16 protein-coding genes and 1 pseudogene are annotated in these 15,862 nt (G+C 72.4%); 11 read left to right on the top strand and 6 right to left on the bottom strand.

Going from position 1 to position 15,862, the window contains the following annotated elements:
* Nucleotides 1–10: 10 nt before the first annotated feature.
* Both murQ and AB0C75_RS21205 read right to left on the bottom strand, forming a co-directional pair.
* Nucleotides 11–979 (bottom strand): N-acetylmuramic acid 6-phosphate etherase, encoded by a 969-nt coding sequence (murQ, locus tag AB0C75_RS21200; protein ID WP_362893017.1) that lies wholly within the window; start codon nt 977–979, stop codon nt 11–13.
* A gap of 104 nt (nt 980–1,083) precedes the next feature.
* Complete coding sequence (locus AB0C75_RS21205) at nt 1,084–2,001, bottom strand: MurR/RpiR family transcriptional regulator (RefSeq protein ID WP_362893019.1); 918 nt, start codon at nt 1,999–2,001, stop codon at nt 1,084–1,086.
* Nucleotides 2,002–2,172: 171 nt separating this feature from the next.
* Between AB0C75_RS21205 and AB0C75_RS21210 the strand changes: the two genes are divergently transcribed.
* Entirely contained in the window at nt 2,173–2,541 is a 369-nt protein-coding gene (locus tag AB0C75_RS21210; protein ID WP_362893021.1) for a hypothetical protein, read from the top strand.
* Complete coding sequence (locus tag AB0C75_RS21215; RefSeq protein ID WP_362893023.1) at nt 2,538–2,837, top strand: DUF4031 domain-containing protein; 300 nt, start codon at nt 2,538–2,540, stop codon at nt 2,835–2,837. Before AB0C75_RS21210 ends, AB0C75_RS21215 begins: the two co-directional genes overlap by 4 nt.
* A gap of 113 nt (nt 2,838–2,950) precedes the next feature.
* On the opposite strand, the gene AB0C75_RS21220 is transcribed toward AB0C75_RS21215, so the two are convergent.
* Entirely contained in the window at nt 2,951–4,243 is a 1,293-nt protein-coding gene (locus AB0C75_RS21220) for a Cmx/CmrA family chloramphenicol efflux MFS transporter (protein ID WP_362893025.1), read from the bottom strand.
* A gap of 145 nt (nt 4,244–4,388) precedes the next feature.
* On the bottom strand, nt 4,389–5,033 hold the full coding sequence (locus AB0C75_RS21225) for a hypothetical protein (protein ID WP_362893027.1): 645 nt from the start codon (nt 5,031–5,033) through the stop codon (nt 4,389–4,391).
* Nucleotides 5,034–5,183: 150 nt separating this feature from the next.
* Between AB0C75_RS21225 and AB0C75_RS21230 the strand changes: the two genes are divergently transcribed.
* The 5 genes from AB0C75_RS21230 (at nt 5,184) to AB0C75_RS21250 (ending at nt 9,227) form a co-directional block, all read left to right on the top strand.
* A complete protein-coding gene (locus tag AB0C75_RS21230; RefSeq protein WP_362893164.1) occupies nt 5,184–5,933 on the top strand; it encodes a 5-oxoprolinase subunit PxpA in 750 nt (249 codons plus the stop codon).
* Nucleotides 5,930–6,586 carry an allophanate hydrolase subunit 1 gene (locus tag AB0C75_RS21235; RefSeq protein ID WP_362893029.1) on the top strand — a complete coding sequence of 219 codons (657 nt, stop codon included), beginning with the start codon at nt 5,930–5,932 and terminating at the stop codon, nt 6,584–6,586. The genes AB0C75_RS21230 and AB0C75_RS21235 overlap by 4 nt, the downstream gene beginning before the upstream one ends.
* Complete coding sequence (locus AB0C75_RS21240; RefSeq protein WP_362893031.1) at nt 6,583–7,443, top strand: biotin-dependent carboxyltransferase family protein; 861 nt, start codon at nt 6,583–6,585, stop codon at nt 7,441–7,443. Before AB0C75_RS21235 ends, AB0C75_RS21240 begins: the two co-directional genes overlap by 4 nt.
* Nucleotides 7,444–7,528: 85 nt before the next feature.
* Nucleotides 7,529–8,290, top strand: coding sequence for an RNA polymerase sigma factor (locus AB0C75_RS21245; protein ID WP_362893033.1), 762 nt, complete (start codon nt 7,529–7,531; stop codon nt 8,288–8,290).
* Complete coding sequence (locus tag AB0C75_RS21250) at nt 8,283–9,227, top strand: CU044_5270 family protein (protein ID WP_362893035.1); 945 nt, start codon at nt 8,283–8,285, stop codon at nt 9,225–9,227. Before AB0C75_RS21245 ends, AB0C75_RS21250 begins: the two co-directional genes overlap by 8 nt.
* A 183-nt stretch (nt 9,228–9,410) precedes the next feature.
* Here AB0C75_RS21250 and AB0C75_RS21255 read toward each other — a convergent pair whose 3' ends face one another.
* Nucleotides 9,411–10,028 (bottom strand): TetR/AcrR family transcriptional regulator C-terminal domain-containing protein, encoded by a 618-nt coding sequence (locus AB0C75_RS21255; protein ID WP_362893037.1) that lies wholly within the window; start codon nt 10,026–10,028, stop codon nt 9,411–9,413.
* A 63-nt stretch (nt 10,029–10,091) separates the two neighbouring features.
* On the opposite strand from AB0C75_RS21255, the gene AB0C75_RS21260 reads away from it, so the two are divergent.
* The 3 genes from AB0C75_RS21260 to AB0C75_RS21270 all read left to right on the top strand — a co-directional run bounded on the left by AB0C75_RS21260 (nt 10,092) and on the right by AB0C75_RS21270 (nt 14,345).
* Nucleotides 10,092–11,558: an FAD-dependent monooxygenase gene (locus tag AB0C75_RS21260; RefSeq protein WP_362893039.1), complete on the top strand. Its 1,467-nt coding sequence runs from the start codon at nt 10,092–10,094 to the stop codon at nt 11,556–11,558.
* Between the two features lie 483 nt (nt 11,559–12,041).
* Nucleotides 12,042–13,451 carry a lipase family protein gene (locus tag AB0C75_RS21265; protein ID WP_362893041.1) on the top strand — a complete coding sequence of 470 codons (1,410 nt, stop codon included), beginning with the start codon at nt 12,042–12,044 and terminating at the stop codon, nt 13,449–13,451.
* Nucleotides 13,452–13,655: 204 nt separating this feature from the next.
* Nucleotides 13,656–14,345 (top strand): copper homeostasis protein CutC, encoded by a 690-nt coding sequence (locus tag AB0C75_RS21270; protein WP_362893043.1) that lies wholly within the window; start codon nt 13,656–13,658, stop codon nt 14,343–14,345.
* Nucleotides 14,346–14,537: 192 nt separating this feature from the next.
* Here the strand turns inward: AB0C75_RS21270 and AB0C75_RS21275 are convergent, their stop codons facing one another.
* Nucleotides 14,538–15,497, bottom strand: a complete 960-nt coding sequence (locus AB0C75_RS21275; protein ID WP_362893045.1) for a lytic polysaccharide monooxygenase — start codon at nt 15,495–15,497, stop codon at nt 14,538–14,540.
* A 161-nt stretch (nt 15,498–15,658) separates the two neighbouring features.
* Here AB0C75_RS21275 and AB0C75_RS21280 point away from each other — a divergent pair.
* A pseudogene (locus AB0C75_RS21280) lies at nt 15,659–15,847 on the top strand (PT domain-containing protein); the annotation flags it as partial.
* Nucleotides 15,848–15,862 lie beyond the last annotated feature (15 nt).

Consider the following 15,862-nt stretch of genomic DNA (forward strand, 5'->3'; position numbering starts at 1 on the left):
GAGTGGTGCGTCAGGTGGTTCGGACAGCCGCGAGAGCGGCGCGGAGGTGGCCGTCGGAGTCGGCCAGGAGCGTGGCGGCGGTGGGACCGTCGACCGCTCCGAGAATGGTGAGGATGGCGTTCTTCACCTCGCCGTCGGTGGCGGCGAGCGCCGCCTCGATCTCCTTGTCACCGGCGCCGGTGGCGAGGGAGACGATCCGGCGGGAGCGGGCGCGCAGCTTCTCGTTGGAAGCGCGCACGTCGACCATGAGATTCCCGTACGTCTTGCCGAGCCGGATCATCGTGATCGTCGAGAGCATGTTCAGGACGAGCTTCTGCGCCGTGCCCGCCTTGAGACGGGTCGAGCCCGTGAGCAGCTCGGGGCCGACGACGATCTCCAGGCCGTGCTCCGCCGCGGCGGCGAGCGCGGAGTCCGCGTTGCAGGAGAGGCCGATGGTGAGCGCGCCCCTGCCGCGGGCGTGCTCGACGGCCCCGATGGCGTAAGGCGTGCGGCCGGAGGCGGAGATCCCGACCACCGTGTCGTCAGCGGTGAGCCCCAGGGCGTCGAGGTCGGCGGCGGCCAGCTCCTTGCTGTCCTCGGCCCCCTCGACAGCCGTGACCATGGCGGAAGGGCCGCCCGCGATCAGGCCGATGACCTCGGACGGGTCGGTGTTGAAGGTGGGCGGGCACTCGCTGGCGTCGAGCACACCGAGACGCCCCGCGGTGCCGGCACCGGCGTAGATCAACCGGCCACCGCGCGCCATGCGCTCGGCGGTGTCATCGATCGCCGCGGCGATCTCCGGCAGCTTCTCGGCCACGGCGGCGGGGACGGTGGTGTCCTCGCCGTTCATGATGCGGGCTATCTCCCGCGTCGGCAGCTGGTCGATCTCGGCGAGCTCCGGCCGGAACGCCTCGGTGGTGAGGGTGGCGAGCTGGGCGCGGAGTTCGCCGTAACCATCCGGAGTGGCTTCATCGGCGTTCGCGTCGGTGGTGGAGGTCATGGACGGTGCTCTGCTTTCTCGTGCTCGTACGGGTGCGGGTGGTGTGGTGCGGTGTCGCCGTGGGAATGGACGCGGTCGCGGTCGCGGTATCGCGGTCGTGGTCGTCAGCGAACGCGCGGGGTATGGCGATGGGCCAGGGCCTCGTACGACGCGGACAGGGCGGGCGCCGCAGTCTCGTACGTCCGCTGGGCGACCCCTATGAACAGGCAGTCGACGACCAGCAGCTGGCTCGTACGGCTCGACATCGCGGCAGGCCGCAGCTCGCTCTCCCGCGCGGTGGACGTCGTCAGCACATGGTCGGCGTACTGCGAGACCGGCCCGTCCGGACGGCCGGTGATCGCGATCGTCGCCGCGCCCCGGTCGAAGGCGACCCGAAGCGGCTCTATGACGTCACCCGTGGAACCGGAGTGGGTGATCGCGATGGCCACATCCCCGGACCGCAGCTGCACCGCGTTGGTCACGGCGAGGTGCGGGTCCATGTGGGCGTGGGCTATCAGCCCGATCCGCAGCAGCTTCTGCGCCAGGTCCTGCCCCACGAGGGAGGACGCCCCGACGCCGTAGATATCGATGCGGCGCGCGGTCGCGGCGGCGGCCACGGCCGCCCCGAGCTGCACCGTGTCCAGTCCGGCCGCCGTGTCGGCGAGCGTCTGCTGCTCGTCGTAGGCGAGCTTCGTCACGACGTCGGCGATCGAGTCGTCGACCGCGATGTCCGCGGTGACGGCAGGCGCCCTGCCGGACTGCTGGTGGGCGGCGAGGCCGGCGAGCGCGAGGCGCAGGTCGCGGTAGCCCGGGTAGCCGAGGAGGCGGGCCGTGCGGACCACGGTCGCCTCGCTCGTGCCGGTGAGCTCGGCGAGACCGGTGACGGTGAGGGCTGCGCACCCGGCGGGGTCCCCCGCCACCGCTTCGGCGACCAGCTGCATCGAACGGGTCATGGACGGAGCGAGGGTCCGCACCTTCGCCGCCAGCGCGGCGGGGGCGGGCGGTGAGTCCGGGTTGAAACTTTCCTTCACGTCATTGGTCACCCTTGAAAGTTATTTCCACCCCCCGGTTCCGTCAATCCCTCACCGGGTGATGGGGGGTTGAGGACGCGAAAATAGCCGAAATGTCCGGTCTTCGCGTCCGTAACCCCGCCCCCCTCCGCCGACCGCCGCCACGGGCCGCCTGCGGGGTGTGGCGGCGGGGACAATGGGGGCATGGAGTTGAACAGGCTGGAGCAGGAGCTGCACACCGCGCGTGCGCTGGTGATGGCTGACCTCGTCGCGGGCGATGTGGCCGAGGCCGGCATCGTCTCGATGGTCGAGGACGCGGTGGTCCACCGGCGGTGGTGGGTCGAGCAGTGGCCCGAGGGCGTGGCCTTCGTGACGGGACTCGTGGCACAGGACGTCCAGGACGCGCTCCTGGAGCGTTACGGGCGCTGGCCGCTGTGCCCGGTGTGTACGGACGAAGGGCCGCACGCCCTGGACGTCGAGCCGGAGCTCGGACCGGATCCGCACTGGGTGTGTACGAAGGCGACGGTGTCCGTCGCACGGGTGGGCGGGCTCGCCCAGGTGCTCGGCCGGTGACCGTCTACATCGACCCCCCGACCTGGCCGGGGCACGGCCGCATGTGGTCGCACCTGGTCAGCGATGTGTCGTTCGAGGAGCTGCATGCCTTCGCCGCCTCGATCGGCTGCCCGCCCCGCGCCTTCGAGCGCGATCACTACGATGTGCCCGAGGCGCACTACGCGGACGCGGTGCGCGCCGGGGCGCGGGAGGTCGGGTCGAAGGAGATCGTGCGCCGGATCACCGACGCGGGGCTGCGGAGGCCCAAGGGGCGGCCGGCTTCGCCGACATCGTCGGCTTCACCGGCCTCGCGCTGAGGGCCTCGCGCTGCGGCCCACTCTTCGTGCCGCGTCGGTGATCCGGCAGCCGGTGATCCGGCAGCCGGGGGGCGGTAGCCGGTGACCCGGGGCAGCCGGCAGCCGGTAGTCGGCTATGAGGTGATCGACTGGCCCGGGCTGACCGCTCGTTCCGCGCCGGCCGCCCGTTCCGCTGCGGCCGTCTGCTGCGCGTCGGCCGTCCGTGCCGCGTCCGTGTGTGTCGGTGCGCCGCCGCCCGCTACGCGGCGGGACGGCGTGCCGCCGTCGCCGCGTAGCCGCAGGGAGACCGTCACCGCGACGAGGCCGAGCAGCAGCATCGCGGCGCCCGCCCAGGCCGTGGCGCGGAAGCCGAAGTCCGCGTCGATCACCGCGCCGCCCAGCCACGGGCCGCTCGTGTTGCCCAGGTTGAACGCGGCCGTCGTCGTCGCACCGGCCAGCGTCGGGGCGACGCCCGCGACGTTGAACATGCGGGCGTTGAGCGCAGGGGCCGTGTAGAACGCCGAAAGGCCCAGCAGGAACGCGAGGATGACGACGGCGACCTGGTTCGACGCGAAGAGAGCCAGGGCCACGAGGAAGACCGTCGAGGCGCTGATACCGGTCAGGAGCACGCCGAAGAGGTGGGCGTCCGCGACGCGGCCGCCGATCGTCGTGCCGATCAGTGCGCCGACGCCGAAGAGGGCGAGTACCCACGGCACCCAGCTCGAACTCAGTCCGGCCACGTCCGTCAGCAGCGGCGCCAGATAGCTGAAGGCGCAGAACACACCGCCGGCCGCGAGGGCCGTGATCACGATCGACAGCCACACCTGGCGGTCGCGGTAGATCGCGACCTCGCGCCTGAGCTGCGGCTTCTTGTCGGGCAGCGGGATGCGCGGGATGCGTGTGACGACGCCGACCAGTGCCACGGCGGACGCGGCGCCCACCGCCCAGAACGCCGAACGCCAGCCGAAGCTCTCGCCGAGGAAGGCGCCCAGCGGCACGCCCAGCACGTTGGCGATCGACAGTCCGCCGATCATCACGGCCATCGCCCTGGCCCGTTGGTTCACCGGCACCATCGCGATGGCGACCGCCGCGCCCACCGCCCAGAAGCCGGCGCACGCCAGCGCACTCACCACCCGGGAGACGAACAGCACCTCGTACGTCGGTGCCAGCGCTCCCGCGATCTGGCCGAGGCCGAAGACCGAGATGAGCGCGATGAGGGTCGTACGCCGGGGGAGCCGCAGCGTGGCCACGGCCAGGAGCGGGGCGCCGACCACCATGCCGATCGCGAACGCGGATATGAGGAGTCCGGCCTGCGGGATGGACACGTCCATGTCGTCGGCGATGGGCGGCAGCAGCCCGGACAGCATGAATTCACTGGTGCCGAGAGCGAAGACGGAGAGGCCGAGGATGTACACGGCCATCGGCATACGGGCGCGGGAAGAGGGCGAAGAGGGCGGGGTGGGGCTGGGAGCGGAGTCAGGAACGGAGTCGGAAAATGAGTCGGAGACGGAGTCGGGCATGACAGTGGCCAACAGTGGTTTCGGCCCTGTCATTCCCTGCCATTCCGCCGTCTCAGTGGGTGAGCAGGTCCAGTTCCGTGGTCAGGTTCTGCCTGGCCCTCGGCTCCCACTCCGCCGTCCCGTGCGGCGTACGGAAGAGCCGGGGCAGCTCCAGCAGCTGGCGCAGTACGGAGGCGCGGCCCTCGCGGAACGCTTCGTCGGGGACGAAGCCGTACTCCTCCCGTACCTGCGCCGCGTACGCCGCGTAGTCCTTGGGGGCCGACGCCAGGATCGCGAGGTCCGCGTCGCACAGCACCTCGCCGTTGGTGTCGCCGTCCGCCGGGTCGTGCGTGACCGTGAGCCGGACCAGCCGTGCGACCTCAGCCGTCGCGGTGTCGGGGAGGCCCGCCTCGGGCAGGGCGAGCTCGGCGAGTGCCGCGCTGCGTTCCTCGTTCTCGGAGCGGTCGGGGCGGTACACCGCGTCGTGGAACCAGACGGCGAGGCGCACCAGGTCCGGGTCGGCGGCGTGGCCGGCCAGGGTGTCGACGCGGTCCAGGACCTGGGTGAGGTGGGTGGTGGTGTGGTAGCGGCGCTGGGGTTCGGCCCAGCGGTCCAGGAGGTTGTCGGCGTACGGCAGAGGGTCGGGGCCCGGTGCGCCGCCCCGGGCGGCGACGAGGGTGTCCTGCCAGCGGGTGCGGAGCGCGGTGGCGTCGGTCATGGTCCGAACTGTAGGGCCGGGGGGTCCTTGTCGGGCGGGGCGGCCGCTGGTTAGCGTTCGGCCGTGACGGAACCGGCGGAGTCCCCGTATCCCGAGTCCCAGTATCCCGAGTCCCCGTATCTCAAGTCCCCTCCCGAGTCCCCGTATCTCATCGATCTCAACGCGGACCTGGGCGAAGGGTTCGGACGCTGGACCCTCACCGAGGACGAGGCACTGCTGACCTGTGTCACCAGCGCCAATGTGGCCTGTGGTTTTCACGCGGGCGACGCATCCGTGATGCGGCGGGTCTGCGACACGGCGGCGCAGCGGGGCGTACGCATCGGGGCGCAGGTCTCCTACCGCGACCTGGCCGGGTTCGGGCGGCGCTCCATGGATGTGCCGGCGGGCGAACTGGCGGCGGAGGTCGCCTACCAGATCGGCGCCCTGCGGGTGTTCGCGGAGGCGGCAGGCTCCACGGTCTCGTACGTGAAACCGCACGGCGCTCTCTACAACCGTGTTGTCCGGGACGAGGAGCAGGCCGCCGCCGTCGTCGCGGGTGTGCGGCTCGCGGGCGGCAGCCCTGCGGTGCTCGGGCTGCCCGGTTCGCGTCTGCTCGCCCACGCGGAGGCGGCGGGCCTGACCGCCGTCGAGGAGGCCTTCGCCGATCGCGCGTACACCCCGCAGGGCACGCTCGTCCCGCGCGGGGAGGTGGGCGCCGTGGTGCACGACGCGGACGAGGTCGTACGGCGCAGTGTCGGCATGGCCGTGCAGGGGGCCGTGACCGGGGTGGACGGCAGCCGGATAGCCGTCGCGGCCCGGTCGCTGTGCGTCCACGGGGACACCCCGGGCGCCGCCGCGCTCGCCCAGCGGATCCGTACGGCGCTGGAAGAGGCGGGCGTGCGGATACGGGCCTTCGCATGAGCGGCGGGGGCGGTGGGGGGTGTGGGGTACGGGTGCTGGCGGCCGGGCCGCATGCGCTGCTCGTGGAGCTGGACTCCGGGGAGGACGCGGAGGCCTTCCACGCGGAGCTGCTGCGCCGCCGGGCCGCCGGGGAGCTCCCCGGTGTACGCGAGATCGTCCCCGGCGCCCGGACGGTGCTGCTGGACGGGGTGGCGGACCGGACGCTCGCGGGGCGGCTGCGGGAGTGGACCGTGCCGCCGCTGGAGCGGGGTGCGGGGGAGGCCGTCGAGATACCCGTGGTCTACGACGGTCCGGATCTCGCCGATGTGGCGGGGGCGTGGGGTGTCGATGTCGGTGAGGTGTCCCGCATCCATGCCCGTACGGAATTCCGGGTGGCCTTCTGCGGGTTCGCACCCGGCTTCGGGTATCTCACGGGCCTGCCGGCGCACTTGAGTGTCGAGCGGCGGGCCACGCCCAGGACCCGGGTGCCCGCCGGGGCGCTGGCCCTCGCAGGGCCGTACACCGGGGTCTATCCGCGCCCCACGCCCGGCGGTTGGCAGCTCATCGGCCGGATGGCGGGCCCTGAGGCCCTGTGGGATCCGGGGCGGGAGCCCGCGGCGCTGCTCCGGCCCGGGGCCCGGGTGCGCTTCGTACCGGCGGGGGTGTCCGGGTGAGGCCGGGGCTGGAGGTGGTCAGAGCCGGCGCCCTGACCACGGTGCAGGACGAGGGGCGGGCAGGCTTCGCACACCTCGGCGTACCGAGGGCCGGGGCGCTGGACGGGCCCGCCCGGCGACTGGCCAACCGGCTGGTCGGCAACGCGCGGGACGCGGCCGTGCTGGAGACCACACTCACCGGGTGCGCGGTCCGGGTCACCGGAGCGCGGCCGGTGCTCGCCGTCGTCGGCGGGGCCGGATGCCGGGTCACCGTGGACGGCCGCCCCGCCGCCTGGGGCACGCCGGTCCTGGTGCCCGGGGGCGCGGTGCTGGAGGCCGGGCCCGCGGAGTACGGGCTGCGCGGCTATCTGGCGTTCGCGGGCGGCCTGGTACCCGAGCCGGTGCTCGGCAGCCGGTCCGCAGACCTGCTCTCGGGGCTCGGCCCGCCGGTCCTGCGTGAGGGTGACGTGCTGCCGCTGGGGTGGCCGGGCGGTGTTCCGCACGCCGACACCGTCCCCTGGCCGGGAGCCCCCGCCGAACTGGTGCTGCCCCTGCACCGGGGCCCGCGCGACGGCTGGTTCACCGAGGATGCCCTGCGCACACTGACGACCGCCGTGTACCGGGTCTCGGAGCGGAGCAACCGGATCGGGCTGCGTACGGAGGGACCCGCCCTGCGGCGCGCGAGGGACGGTGAACTGCCCAGCGAGGGCATGGTGCTGGGCGCCGTGCAGGTGCCGCCGGACGGGCTTCCCGTGGTGTTCCTCAACGACCATCCGACGACGGGCGGTTATCCGGTCGTGGGTGTGGTCGCCGAAGCCGCGCTGGCGAGGGCGGCACAGGCGGTCCCGGGGACGCCCGTGCGGTTCGTACGGGCGTGACGGGAACCCGGAAGCGGGGATCGGCCAACAGGAGGTGACCGAGCCCGCCTCTCCGAGGGAAGCCCATGTGCGCAGGAGCCGAACAGTGACCGTCCCACCGGGCCTCGAAGTCCGGCAGCCGACCGAACGCCCCGGTGCGGAGCGGGCGGAGAGGACGTGGAAGGCGGAGAGGACGTGGAAGGCAGAGACGGCGTGGAAGGCGGAGGGGGCACGGGAGGCGGAGGGGGAGTATGCCGAGTCCGATGCCTCGGTCGTCCGGCGGTCCTTGGAGGACCCCGATGCCTTCGCCGCGCTGTTCGACCGGTACGCGCAGGACATCCACCGGTACGCGGCCCGGCGGCTCGGCACCGAGGCGGCCGACGACCTGATGGCCGAGACCTTCGTGATCGCCTTCCAGCAGCGCCGACGGTACGACCTTTCGAGGCCGCAGGCCCGCCCCTGGCTGTACGGCATCGTCACCAACCTGGTGGGAGGGCACCGGCGTGCCGAGGCCCGGCGGCTGCGGGCGCTGTCACGCGCCGCGTCCACGGACCCCGGCGACGGGAGCGGCGACGCGAGCGGTGACGGAGAGTCTCTGGCGGACCGGGTGGCCGCCCGGGTCAGCGCCGAGGGCGTACGCGGTGAACTCGCCGGCGCACTCGCGGCGTTGCCCGCCCGCTACCGGGACGTGCTGCTGGTCATCGCCTGGGGCGACCTGGACTACGCGGAGGCGGCAGAGGCGCTCGGAGTGCCCGTGGGCACCGTGCGCTCGCGGCTGCACCGGGCCAGGAAGAAGCTCCGCGAGGCGCTGGGCGGTTCGGATCCCACCCGCCTGTACGACGAACACGAGGAGCCCGGCCATGGATGACCTCACCGCGCTGCGGGAGCTGGAGGCCGATGTGCCCGCGCTCACCACGGATGCACGTGCCGCGGGCCGCGCTCGGCTGGCGGACGCCATGGAACGGGAGGGCCGGCGGACCGGTCTGCTGTCCAGGCGGCTGGTGCTGCGGACCTCCTTCACCGCGCTGGCCGCCGCAGCGGTGGCCGGGACGGTCGTCGTGGCCAAGGGGGGTCCCGACGGTGGCACCGGCGGTCGTACGGGCGGGTCCATGCTGTCCGCGGCGCAGGTGCTGCACCGCGCGGCGGACCGGACACGCGCCGACGGCGCCGGGACGAAGGTGCCGCGCAACGACCAGTACCTCTACGCCATGGAGGTCTGCACGCGGACCCCCCTGAAGGGCGGGAAGCAGACGACGCACATGGACGAGTTCTGGATCTCCGTGGACGGCTCCCGGCTCTCGCGGTACGTCTACAACGGGCGGGTCAAGGACGAGCCCCCGGAGGCCCACTCGGTGCAGTGGCCGCCCACCGAGTACGCGAAGCTGGCGAAGCTGCCGACCGATCCGGAGGGGCTGCTCCGGGAGCTCGGGCACGGGGACCTGGCCACGGAACTCGACGAGCAGTCGGCCTACATGGACCTGGTCATGCTGATGCGGGGCCCCCGGGTCATGCCGCCTGGGCTGCAGGCCGCCGCCTTCGAGGCGCTCGCAGAGCTGCCCGGCATCGTGCTGGAGGACGACGAGGTGGACGCGCTGGACCGGCACGGAATCGGCGTCTCGCACCGTCGGCAGTCGTTCGGCCCCGTCTTCGAGCGGGATACGTACGCCTATCTGGGCCTGCGGACGGAGGGGGTGAAGGGGGCGCGCCCGGTGGGGAAGGAGCTGGTGGGCGGCGAGAAGTACATCGAGGTCAGGGCGCTCGTGAAGTCCGGCGTCGTGGACGGGCCGGGGCAGCGGCCCCGCTGACGTACGCATCAGAGCTGACCTGGGCGCCGGACCTCACGCGCGCGCCGGACCTCACGCGCGCGCCGGAGCTGACGTGCGCGCCGGAGCTGACGTACGCATCAGAGCCGGGGCAGTGCGGTCGGGGGGCCGCGGCGGGTCTCCATCAGGGGTGGAGAGCCCGGCAGGTTCGAGTGCCGTTCCGTTTCACACCCCCAGGATGCGGGAGAGCCCGTAGTCGAAGCGCTCGTCGAAGGAGGTGTCCTCGAAGTGGGGGGCGGCCCGGGAGAGCGAGGGGTATTCGCCCGAGTCCAGCCGTCGTACGAACGCCGGGCCCATCACGTCAGGAAGCGCCTGTTCCTCCTGGGTCAGCCCCAGGGTGAAGTAAACAAGGCTCCAGCCGGTCCAGACCGCCTCGCGTTCCGCCAGCCCGCCGGCCAGCAGCGCCTCGGTCATCAGGTCGGCGAAGCGGAGTGTGGCGGGTTCGGCGGCGTACGTACCGGCCACGATCCTGGCCCCGTCCCGGTGGGCCAGCAGGGCGCGGCGGTAGCGGTGGAACAGTTCGCGGACCCGTGGTTCCCAGGGCTCGGGCAGCCCGTCCACCGGCGCCCCGGCCACGATCGTGTCCGCCATCAACTCCAGCAGCCGCGCCTTGGTCTTCGCGTGCCAGAGCACTGTGTTCATCCGGACGCCGAGCCGGTCCGCGACGCCGCGGATCGAGAGCCCGTCCGCGCCTTTCTCGTCCAGCAGTTCCAGGGCCGTCCGCACCACCGTTCCGGGGTCGAGCCGGGGCCGGGCGAGATCCTCCGCTTGCTTCTTGGTCACTGACCCAGTCTACTGGACGCGGCGAACCTTGGTCACCGACCAAGACTTTTTCGAGGAGCTGCCATGGAGCACGAGCACGTAGTCATCTCAGGAGGCGGCCCCACCGGGCTGTGGCTGGCCGCCGAACTGCGGCTGGGCGGGACACCCGTCACCGTCCTGGAAACCCGCCGCGAGCGGGATCCCCACTCCAAGGCCCTCACCATCCACCCGCGCACACTGGAGGTCCTGGCCACCCGGGGCGTGCAGGAGCCCTTCCTCGCGGAGGGGCGGCGCATCCCCAGCGGCCACTTCGGCGGGCTCGACGACCGGATGGACTTCGGGGCCCTCGACACCCCCTACCCCTTCACACTCGCCCTGCCGCAGGCCCGCACCGAGGAGCTGCTGGAGGAGCACGCGATTGCGGCCGGAGCCGGAATCCGGCGTGGGCACCAAGTGACCGGACTCGCCCAGGACGAGGACGGGGTGAGCGTCGAGGCAACCGGCCCCGACGGCCCGTACACGCTGCGCGCCGCCTACGTCGTCGGCTGTGACGGGACCCGGAGCACCGTGCGCGAAGCAGCGGGCATCGACTTCCCCGGCAACGACGCCACCACCTGGGGCTTCCTGGGCGACGTCATCCTGGACAACCCGCCACGGGGAGCGGTGTCCGCCGTGTCCGGCCCGACAGGCGGCGTCATGGTGGTCCCGATGCCGGGCGGCATCCACCGGATCGTCGGCGGCGACCCGGACAGCACCGGCGCCGGCCACCCCGGCGAACTCACCCTCGACGCGCTGCGCGCCAAGGTGACCCGGATCGCCGGCACCGACTTCGGCATGCGCGACCCGAGCTGGCTCTCTCGGTTCGGCAACGCCACCCGCCAGGCCGCCGAGTACCGCAGGGGCCGCGTCCTACTCGCGGGCGACGCGGCGCACATGCACTACCCGGCCGGGGGCGTGGGCCTCAACGTCGGCGTCCAGGACGCCACGAACCTCGGCTGGAAACTGGCCGCCACAGTCGCAGACACCGCCCCCGCCGGACTCCTGGACAGCTACCACACCGAACGCCATCCGGTCGGCGCCGACCTGCTGCTCAGCACCCGCGCCCAGACGGCGCTGATGAACGCCTACTCGGCGGAGGGCCAGGACCTGCGCGCACTGCTGAGCCAACTCATAGCCACCGTCCCGGGCTTCTCCCGAAGCCTGGCCGAACGGCTTTCCGCACTGGCCGTCACCTACCCGGCCCCCGCACACCACCACCCCCTGACCGGCCACCGCGCGCCCAACCTCGAACTCTCCGACAGCACAGACCTCTTCACGCTGCTCCGGACCGGCCGCCACGTCCTGCTGCACTTCACCGGCACCCCGGCACCGCCCTCCACCCGCCACGTCATCACGCACACAGCACACCGGCCCGACCCGCGCCCCGCCTGGTCCACCGTGCGTGCCGCGCTCATCCGCCCCGACGGCCATGTCGCCTGGGCGAGCGAACAGCCCGACGCCGAAGTTCTGCGGGCCGATGCGCACGCGGCGGCATCCGCCACTCACCGCTGACCAGGTGGCCGTGAATGTCGACGGCCACCTGGCCACCTGCCATCGGCAGCCGTTCGCACCGTTCGCACCGTTCGCACCGTTCGCACCGGCCAACTTCCAGACCCGCGTCCGTACTTCGGTCCGTGCGGTGCGGATCGCGGGAGGGGCTTCGACTCGGCGGCGGCAGGCGCGTCGATGAGGCGGGGCGCGGTCGGTGGCCCACTCATGAAAGCGCGAGGCCGGTGCGACGCGTTCAGGCGTCGCCGGCAGATCGGTGCGCATCCGAGGGTGAGGGAGGCTTCGTGGGTGTCGTCGCGCATCTCCCGGTGGATCCGCAGCCGGTGGAACCCGTGCAGGTGGGCGAACGCGCGTACCGCGACCCGGCATCGGGTGCCCCAGCCCCCCTTCACGTTACCGAAGCGTAACTTACCGAGGAGTTACCTCGGGTAACTCCTCGGTGCTAGCTTGCGCTGACATTCATCGGAGCAGAGCGAGGAGTGAGCCGTGAGTCCGCGCAAGACCACCCGTTCGAGCTCGACCGTGAACACCCCCCACCTTCTGGAAGCCCGTCGGCCGGGACGCCGTACGGGCCGCCTGCTGGCCGCGTCGGTGGCCGCCGCCTGTCTGGGCGCGGTGGCCCTGCCGGCCTCCGCGGCCGACGCCACTGCCGGATCGGCGCCGGCCGCCTCCCGGGGAGCGGCCGTCCCCGACTTCTACGACCCGCCGGCGCAGCTGCCCTCCGCCGACGGGGACCTCGTCCGTACGGAGGAGCTGCCCCTCGGGCTGAGCCTCCCCGGCCTGGACGGCCGTCAGATGCCCGGCACCGCGACGCGGCTGATGTACAAGTCCACCGACGCGGGCGGCGGGCCCGTCGCTGTCACCGGTGCGTACATCGAGCCGTCCGCCGCCTGGAAGGGCGACGGCCCCCGCCCCCTGGTGGCGCTGGCCTCGGGGACCATGGGTCAGGGCGACCAGTGCGCCCCTTCGCTGGCGCTCGAGCACCCGCTGAGCATCGGTGAGGGGACGGTGTCCATCGGTTACGACAACATCGCGGTCTACCGCCTCCTGGCCTCGGGCGCAGCCGTCGTCGTCACCGACTACGCAGGCCTCGGCGCGACCGACCGGCTCCACACCTACGTCAACCGCGTCGACGAGGGTCACGCCCTCCTGGACGCGGCCCGCGCGGCGCGCTCCGTCGCCGGTGCCTCGATCACTTCCGAATCGCGGGTCGGGCTCTACGGATACAGCCAGGGCGGCGGTGCCAGTGCGGCGGCCGCCGAGCTCCAGGCGTCGTACGCACCTGACGTCAACCTGGCGGGCACCTACGCGGGCGCGCCGCCCGCCGACCTCACCGAGGTCATGAAGGGCATAGACGGCAGCGCGCTCGCCGGTGCGCTGGGCTGGTCGATCAACGGGTTCGCCCAGTCCGACCCGTCCCTGGAAGCGGTCGTCGAGGCCAACACGAACGACGCGGGCAAGGCCGCGCTGAAGGACACCTCGACCATGTGTGTGGGCGACGCGATCCTCGGCTACGCCTTCACCAACAGCAAGAAGTGGACCGCGAACGGCAAGCCGATCGCCGACATCATCGCGGCCGAGCCGAAGTTGCAGGCGATCCTCGACCAGCAGCGCATCGGCAAGCTGAAGCCGACGGCCCCGGTGCGGCTGGCGACCGGTGTGCAGGACGACATCGTCGGCCACGAGCAGGCCAGGCAGCTCGCGGTCGACTGGTGCGGCCGGGGCGGCGACGTGACGTACAAGGCCGTCCTGCTGCCCAACCTCGGCGACAAGCTCCTCACCAACCACCTCGCCCCGTACCTCGCCGACCAGGGGAGCGCCATCTCCTGGCTGACCGACCGCCTCGCCGGCGAGAAGGCGTCCTCGAACTGCTCGTCGATGCCGATCCAGCCCTGACGTTCCCCCCTCCACGGACCCTTCCCTGCCCCCTCTGCGACCCCTGAGGCCGCGGCGCGTCCCGATACGTCACGGGATGCCGCCGCGGCCTCGCGTATCTTCACGTGTGCGTTCACATGGGGAGCTGCGCCTCGGGTGGCGGACCCGTAGTCTGGTTATTGGACTAGACCTGTAGTCCGTGCCGCTCCGAAGGATGGGAACACCATGAGCAACCGTGCACTCCTGGAGGTGATCGCTCTCGACGCGGAGGACGCGGTCGCGGCGCAGGCGGGGGGTGCGGATCGTCTCGAACTGGTCACCGACATGGCGGCCGACGGCCTGACGCCCTCGCTCGCGGACTTCACGGCGATCCGGGACGCCGTCCGGATCCCGCTGCGGGTCATGCTGAGGGTCGCGGACGGGTTCGCGGCCGGTGACATCGACGTCCTCGTGGGGAAGGCCCGCGCGCTGCGCGCCGCGGGTGCCGAGGAGTTCGTCCTGGGCTTTCTGGACCAGGACGGTCACGCCGACCTGGTGGCCGTCGAGCGGCTGGTCGCCGAGCTGAACGGCTGCGCGTGGACCTTCCACCGCGCCATCGACCGCGCGACCGACCGCGACGTACTGCGCAAGCACCTCGCCGACCTGCCGGGCCTCGACACCTACCTCACGGCGGGCTCGCCGAACGGTGTCGACGAGGGCATGGACACGCTGCTCGTCGAGGCGGCGCGCGCGGACCTGCCCGGCTACGAACCCCGGATCATGGTGGGCGGCAGCCTGCGCCTCGACCACCTGCCGCGCCTGCGTGCCGCGGGCATCGACGCCTTCCACATCGGAAGCGCGGCGCGGCCCGGCGGCTGGAGCGGCCCGGTGGACCTCGACGCGGTACGCGAATGGCGCACGGTGCTGGACAGCTGAAGGCCCCCGGGGCCGCGTCCAGGCGCCGGGGGCCGGTGGGGCGAACCCGGGCCGGGGGTCACGGCTCGGGTCCGGGGACGGGTGCCCCACGATCAGCGGCTCGGTCGGTGGATCCGACCGGCCAGTGGTTCCGTTCGGTCAGTGGTTCTGCTCGGTCAGTGGTTCTGCTCGGTCAGTGGGTTCCGGGTCCGGTCAGTGGCTCTGTCCGGCCTGTCGGCGGCGGCGTCGGCTCTGGGCCACCGCTCCCGCGCCGAACACCAGGGCGGCGCCGGTCAGGGAGACCGCCGTCGCGGCGGGCAGATAACCGGCCGACGAGTCCTGCGTGGAGGCCACCAGGTCGGCCTTGTCGGCCGCTACGGCCTCACCCGCGTGTGCGGCGTGCTCGGCGTGGGCCGGTGCGGCCTGGGTGCCGGACTTCTCCGCGGCCGCGGCGAGTTCCTCGCCCGACATCTGGCCGCCGTTCAGGCCGGTGACCTCGCCGTTCCCGCCGTCGAAGTCGACGTCGGAGCAGGAGTAGAAGTTCTCCTGGCTGTCGGACCGGATCCAGTGGATGAAGATCATGTGCTTGCCGGACTTGCCCGCGGGGAGCTGGAGGTCCCAGTAGTAGTGGCCTCCGTTCGAGCCCGCACCGCCCACCTGCGGCGGGTTGTCCACGGTCTGGGTGAGCGTCAGGTCGTCCCAGGCCAGGGGCTGGTCGGGCGACCAGCCGTCGTTGGTGATGTAGACGTTGAACTTGCCCGGGTGGGCGGCCCAGTTGCTGTACTGCACCTCGATGGTGGAGCCCGAGGTGAGATGCGTCGTGGGCCAGTCGTCGCGGGCCGCGTTGTACGAGGTGAAGTCGTACGGGCCCTTGGTGCCGCCGCTGCACAGCTCGCCGTCGGGGATGTAACCGGTGGTCTTGCCGCCGCCGTTGGAATCCAGGACGCCGAACCAGTTGTACAGCGGTGTGGTGCCGGTCTCCGCGACCGCGGCGGCACAGGCCGGGTTGGACGGGGTCTGGTTGGAGCTCGCGACCATGTCCTGGTAGCAGAGGTAGGTGCGTGAGCCCGGCTCCATCGCGACGCCGTGGGCGGACGCGGGGGAGGGGAGCCCGGCCAGGGTGAGGGCCAGGAGGCCGGCTCCCAGGAAGCTCAGCGTGCGTGGTGTGCGCATCCGAGCCGCTCTTCGGATGATGTTTCGCATGGCCATGAGGTTGATCTCCTTCGGGATTCTCTGTTGGGGCAGATGACCCTGGTGACCCGCTCGTGCGCATTGAGTTGTGCGCCCCCGGGCTGTCCCTGGCCCGGCGGCCGACCTCTCGTCGGGTCGTGCGGATGGGGGGAGCAGAGGCTTATGGGAGCGCTCCCATCAACGTAGCGCGCGCCGGGGGGTCTGTAAACGCCCGTGCAGCGCCTGCCTCAACTTCCCCGGAAAGCCCGGGACTTACTGCCGTACCCACGGCCGGGCCCACGGCCGCACCCACGGCCGGGCCCACGGCCGCACCCACGGCCGGGCCCACGGCCCGGCCCACAGCCTGG

It is taken from the genome of Streptomyces sp. NPDC048565, from assembly GCF_040650935.1.
Classification (GTDB): domain Bacteria; phylum Actinomycetota; class Actinomycetes; order Streptomycetales; family Streptomycetaceae; genus Streptomyces.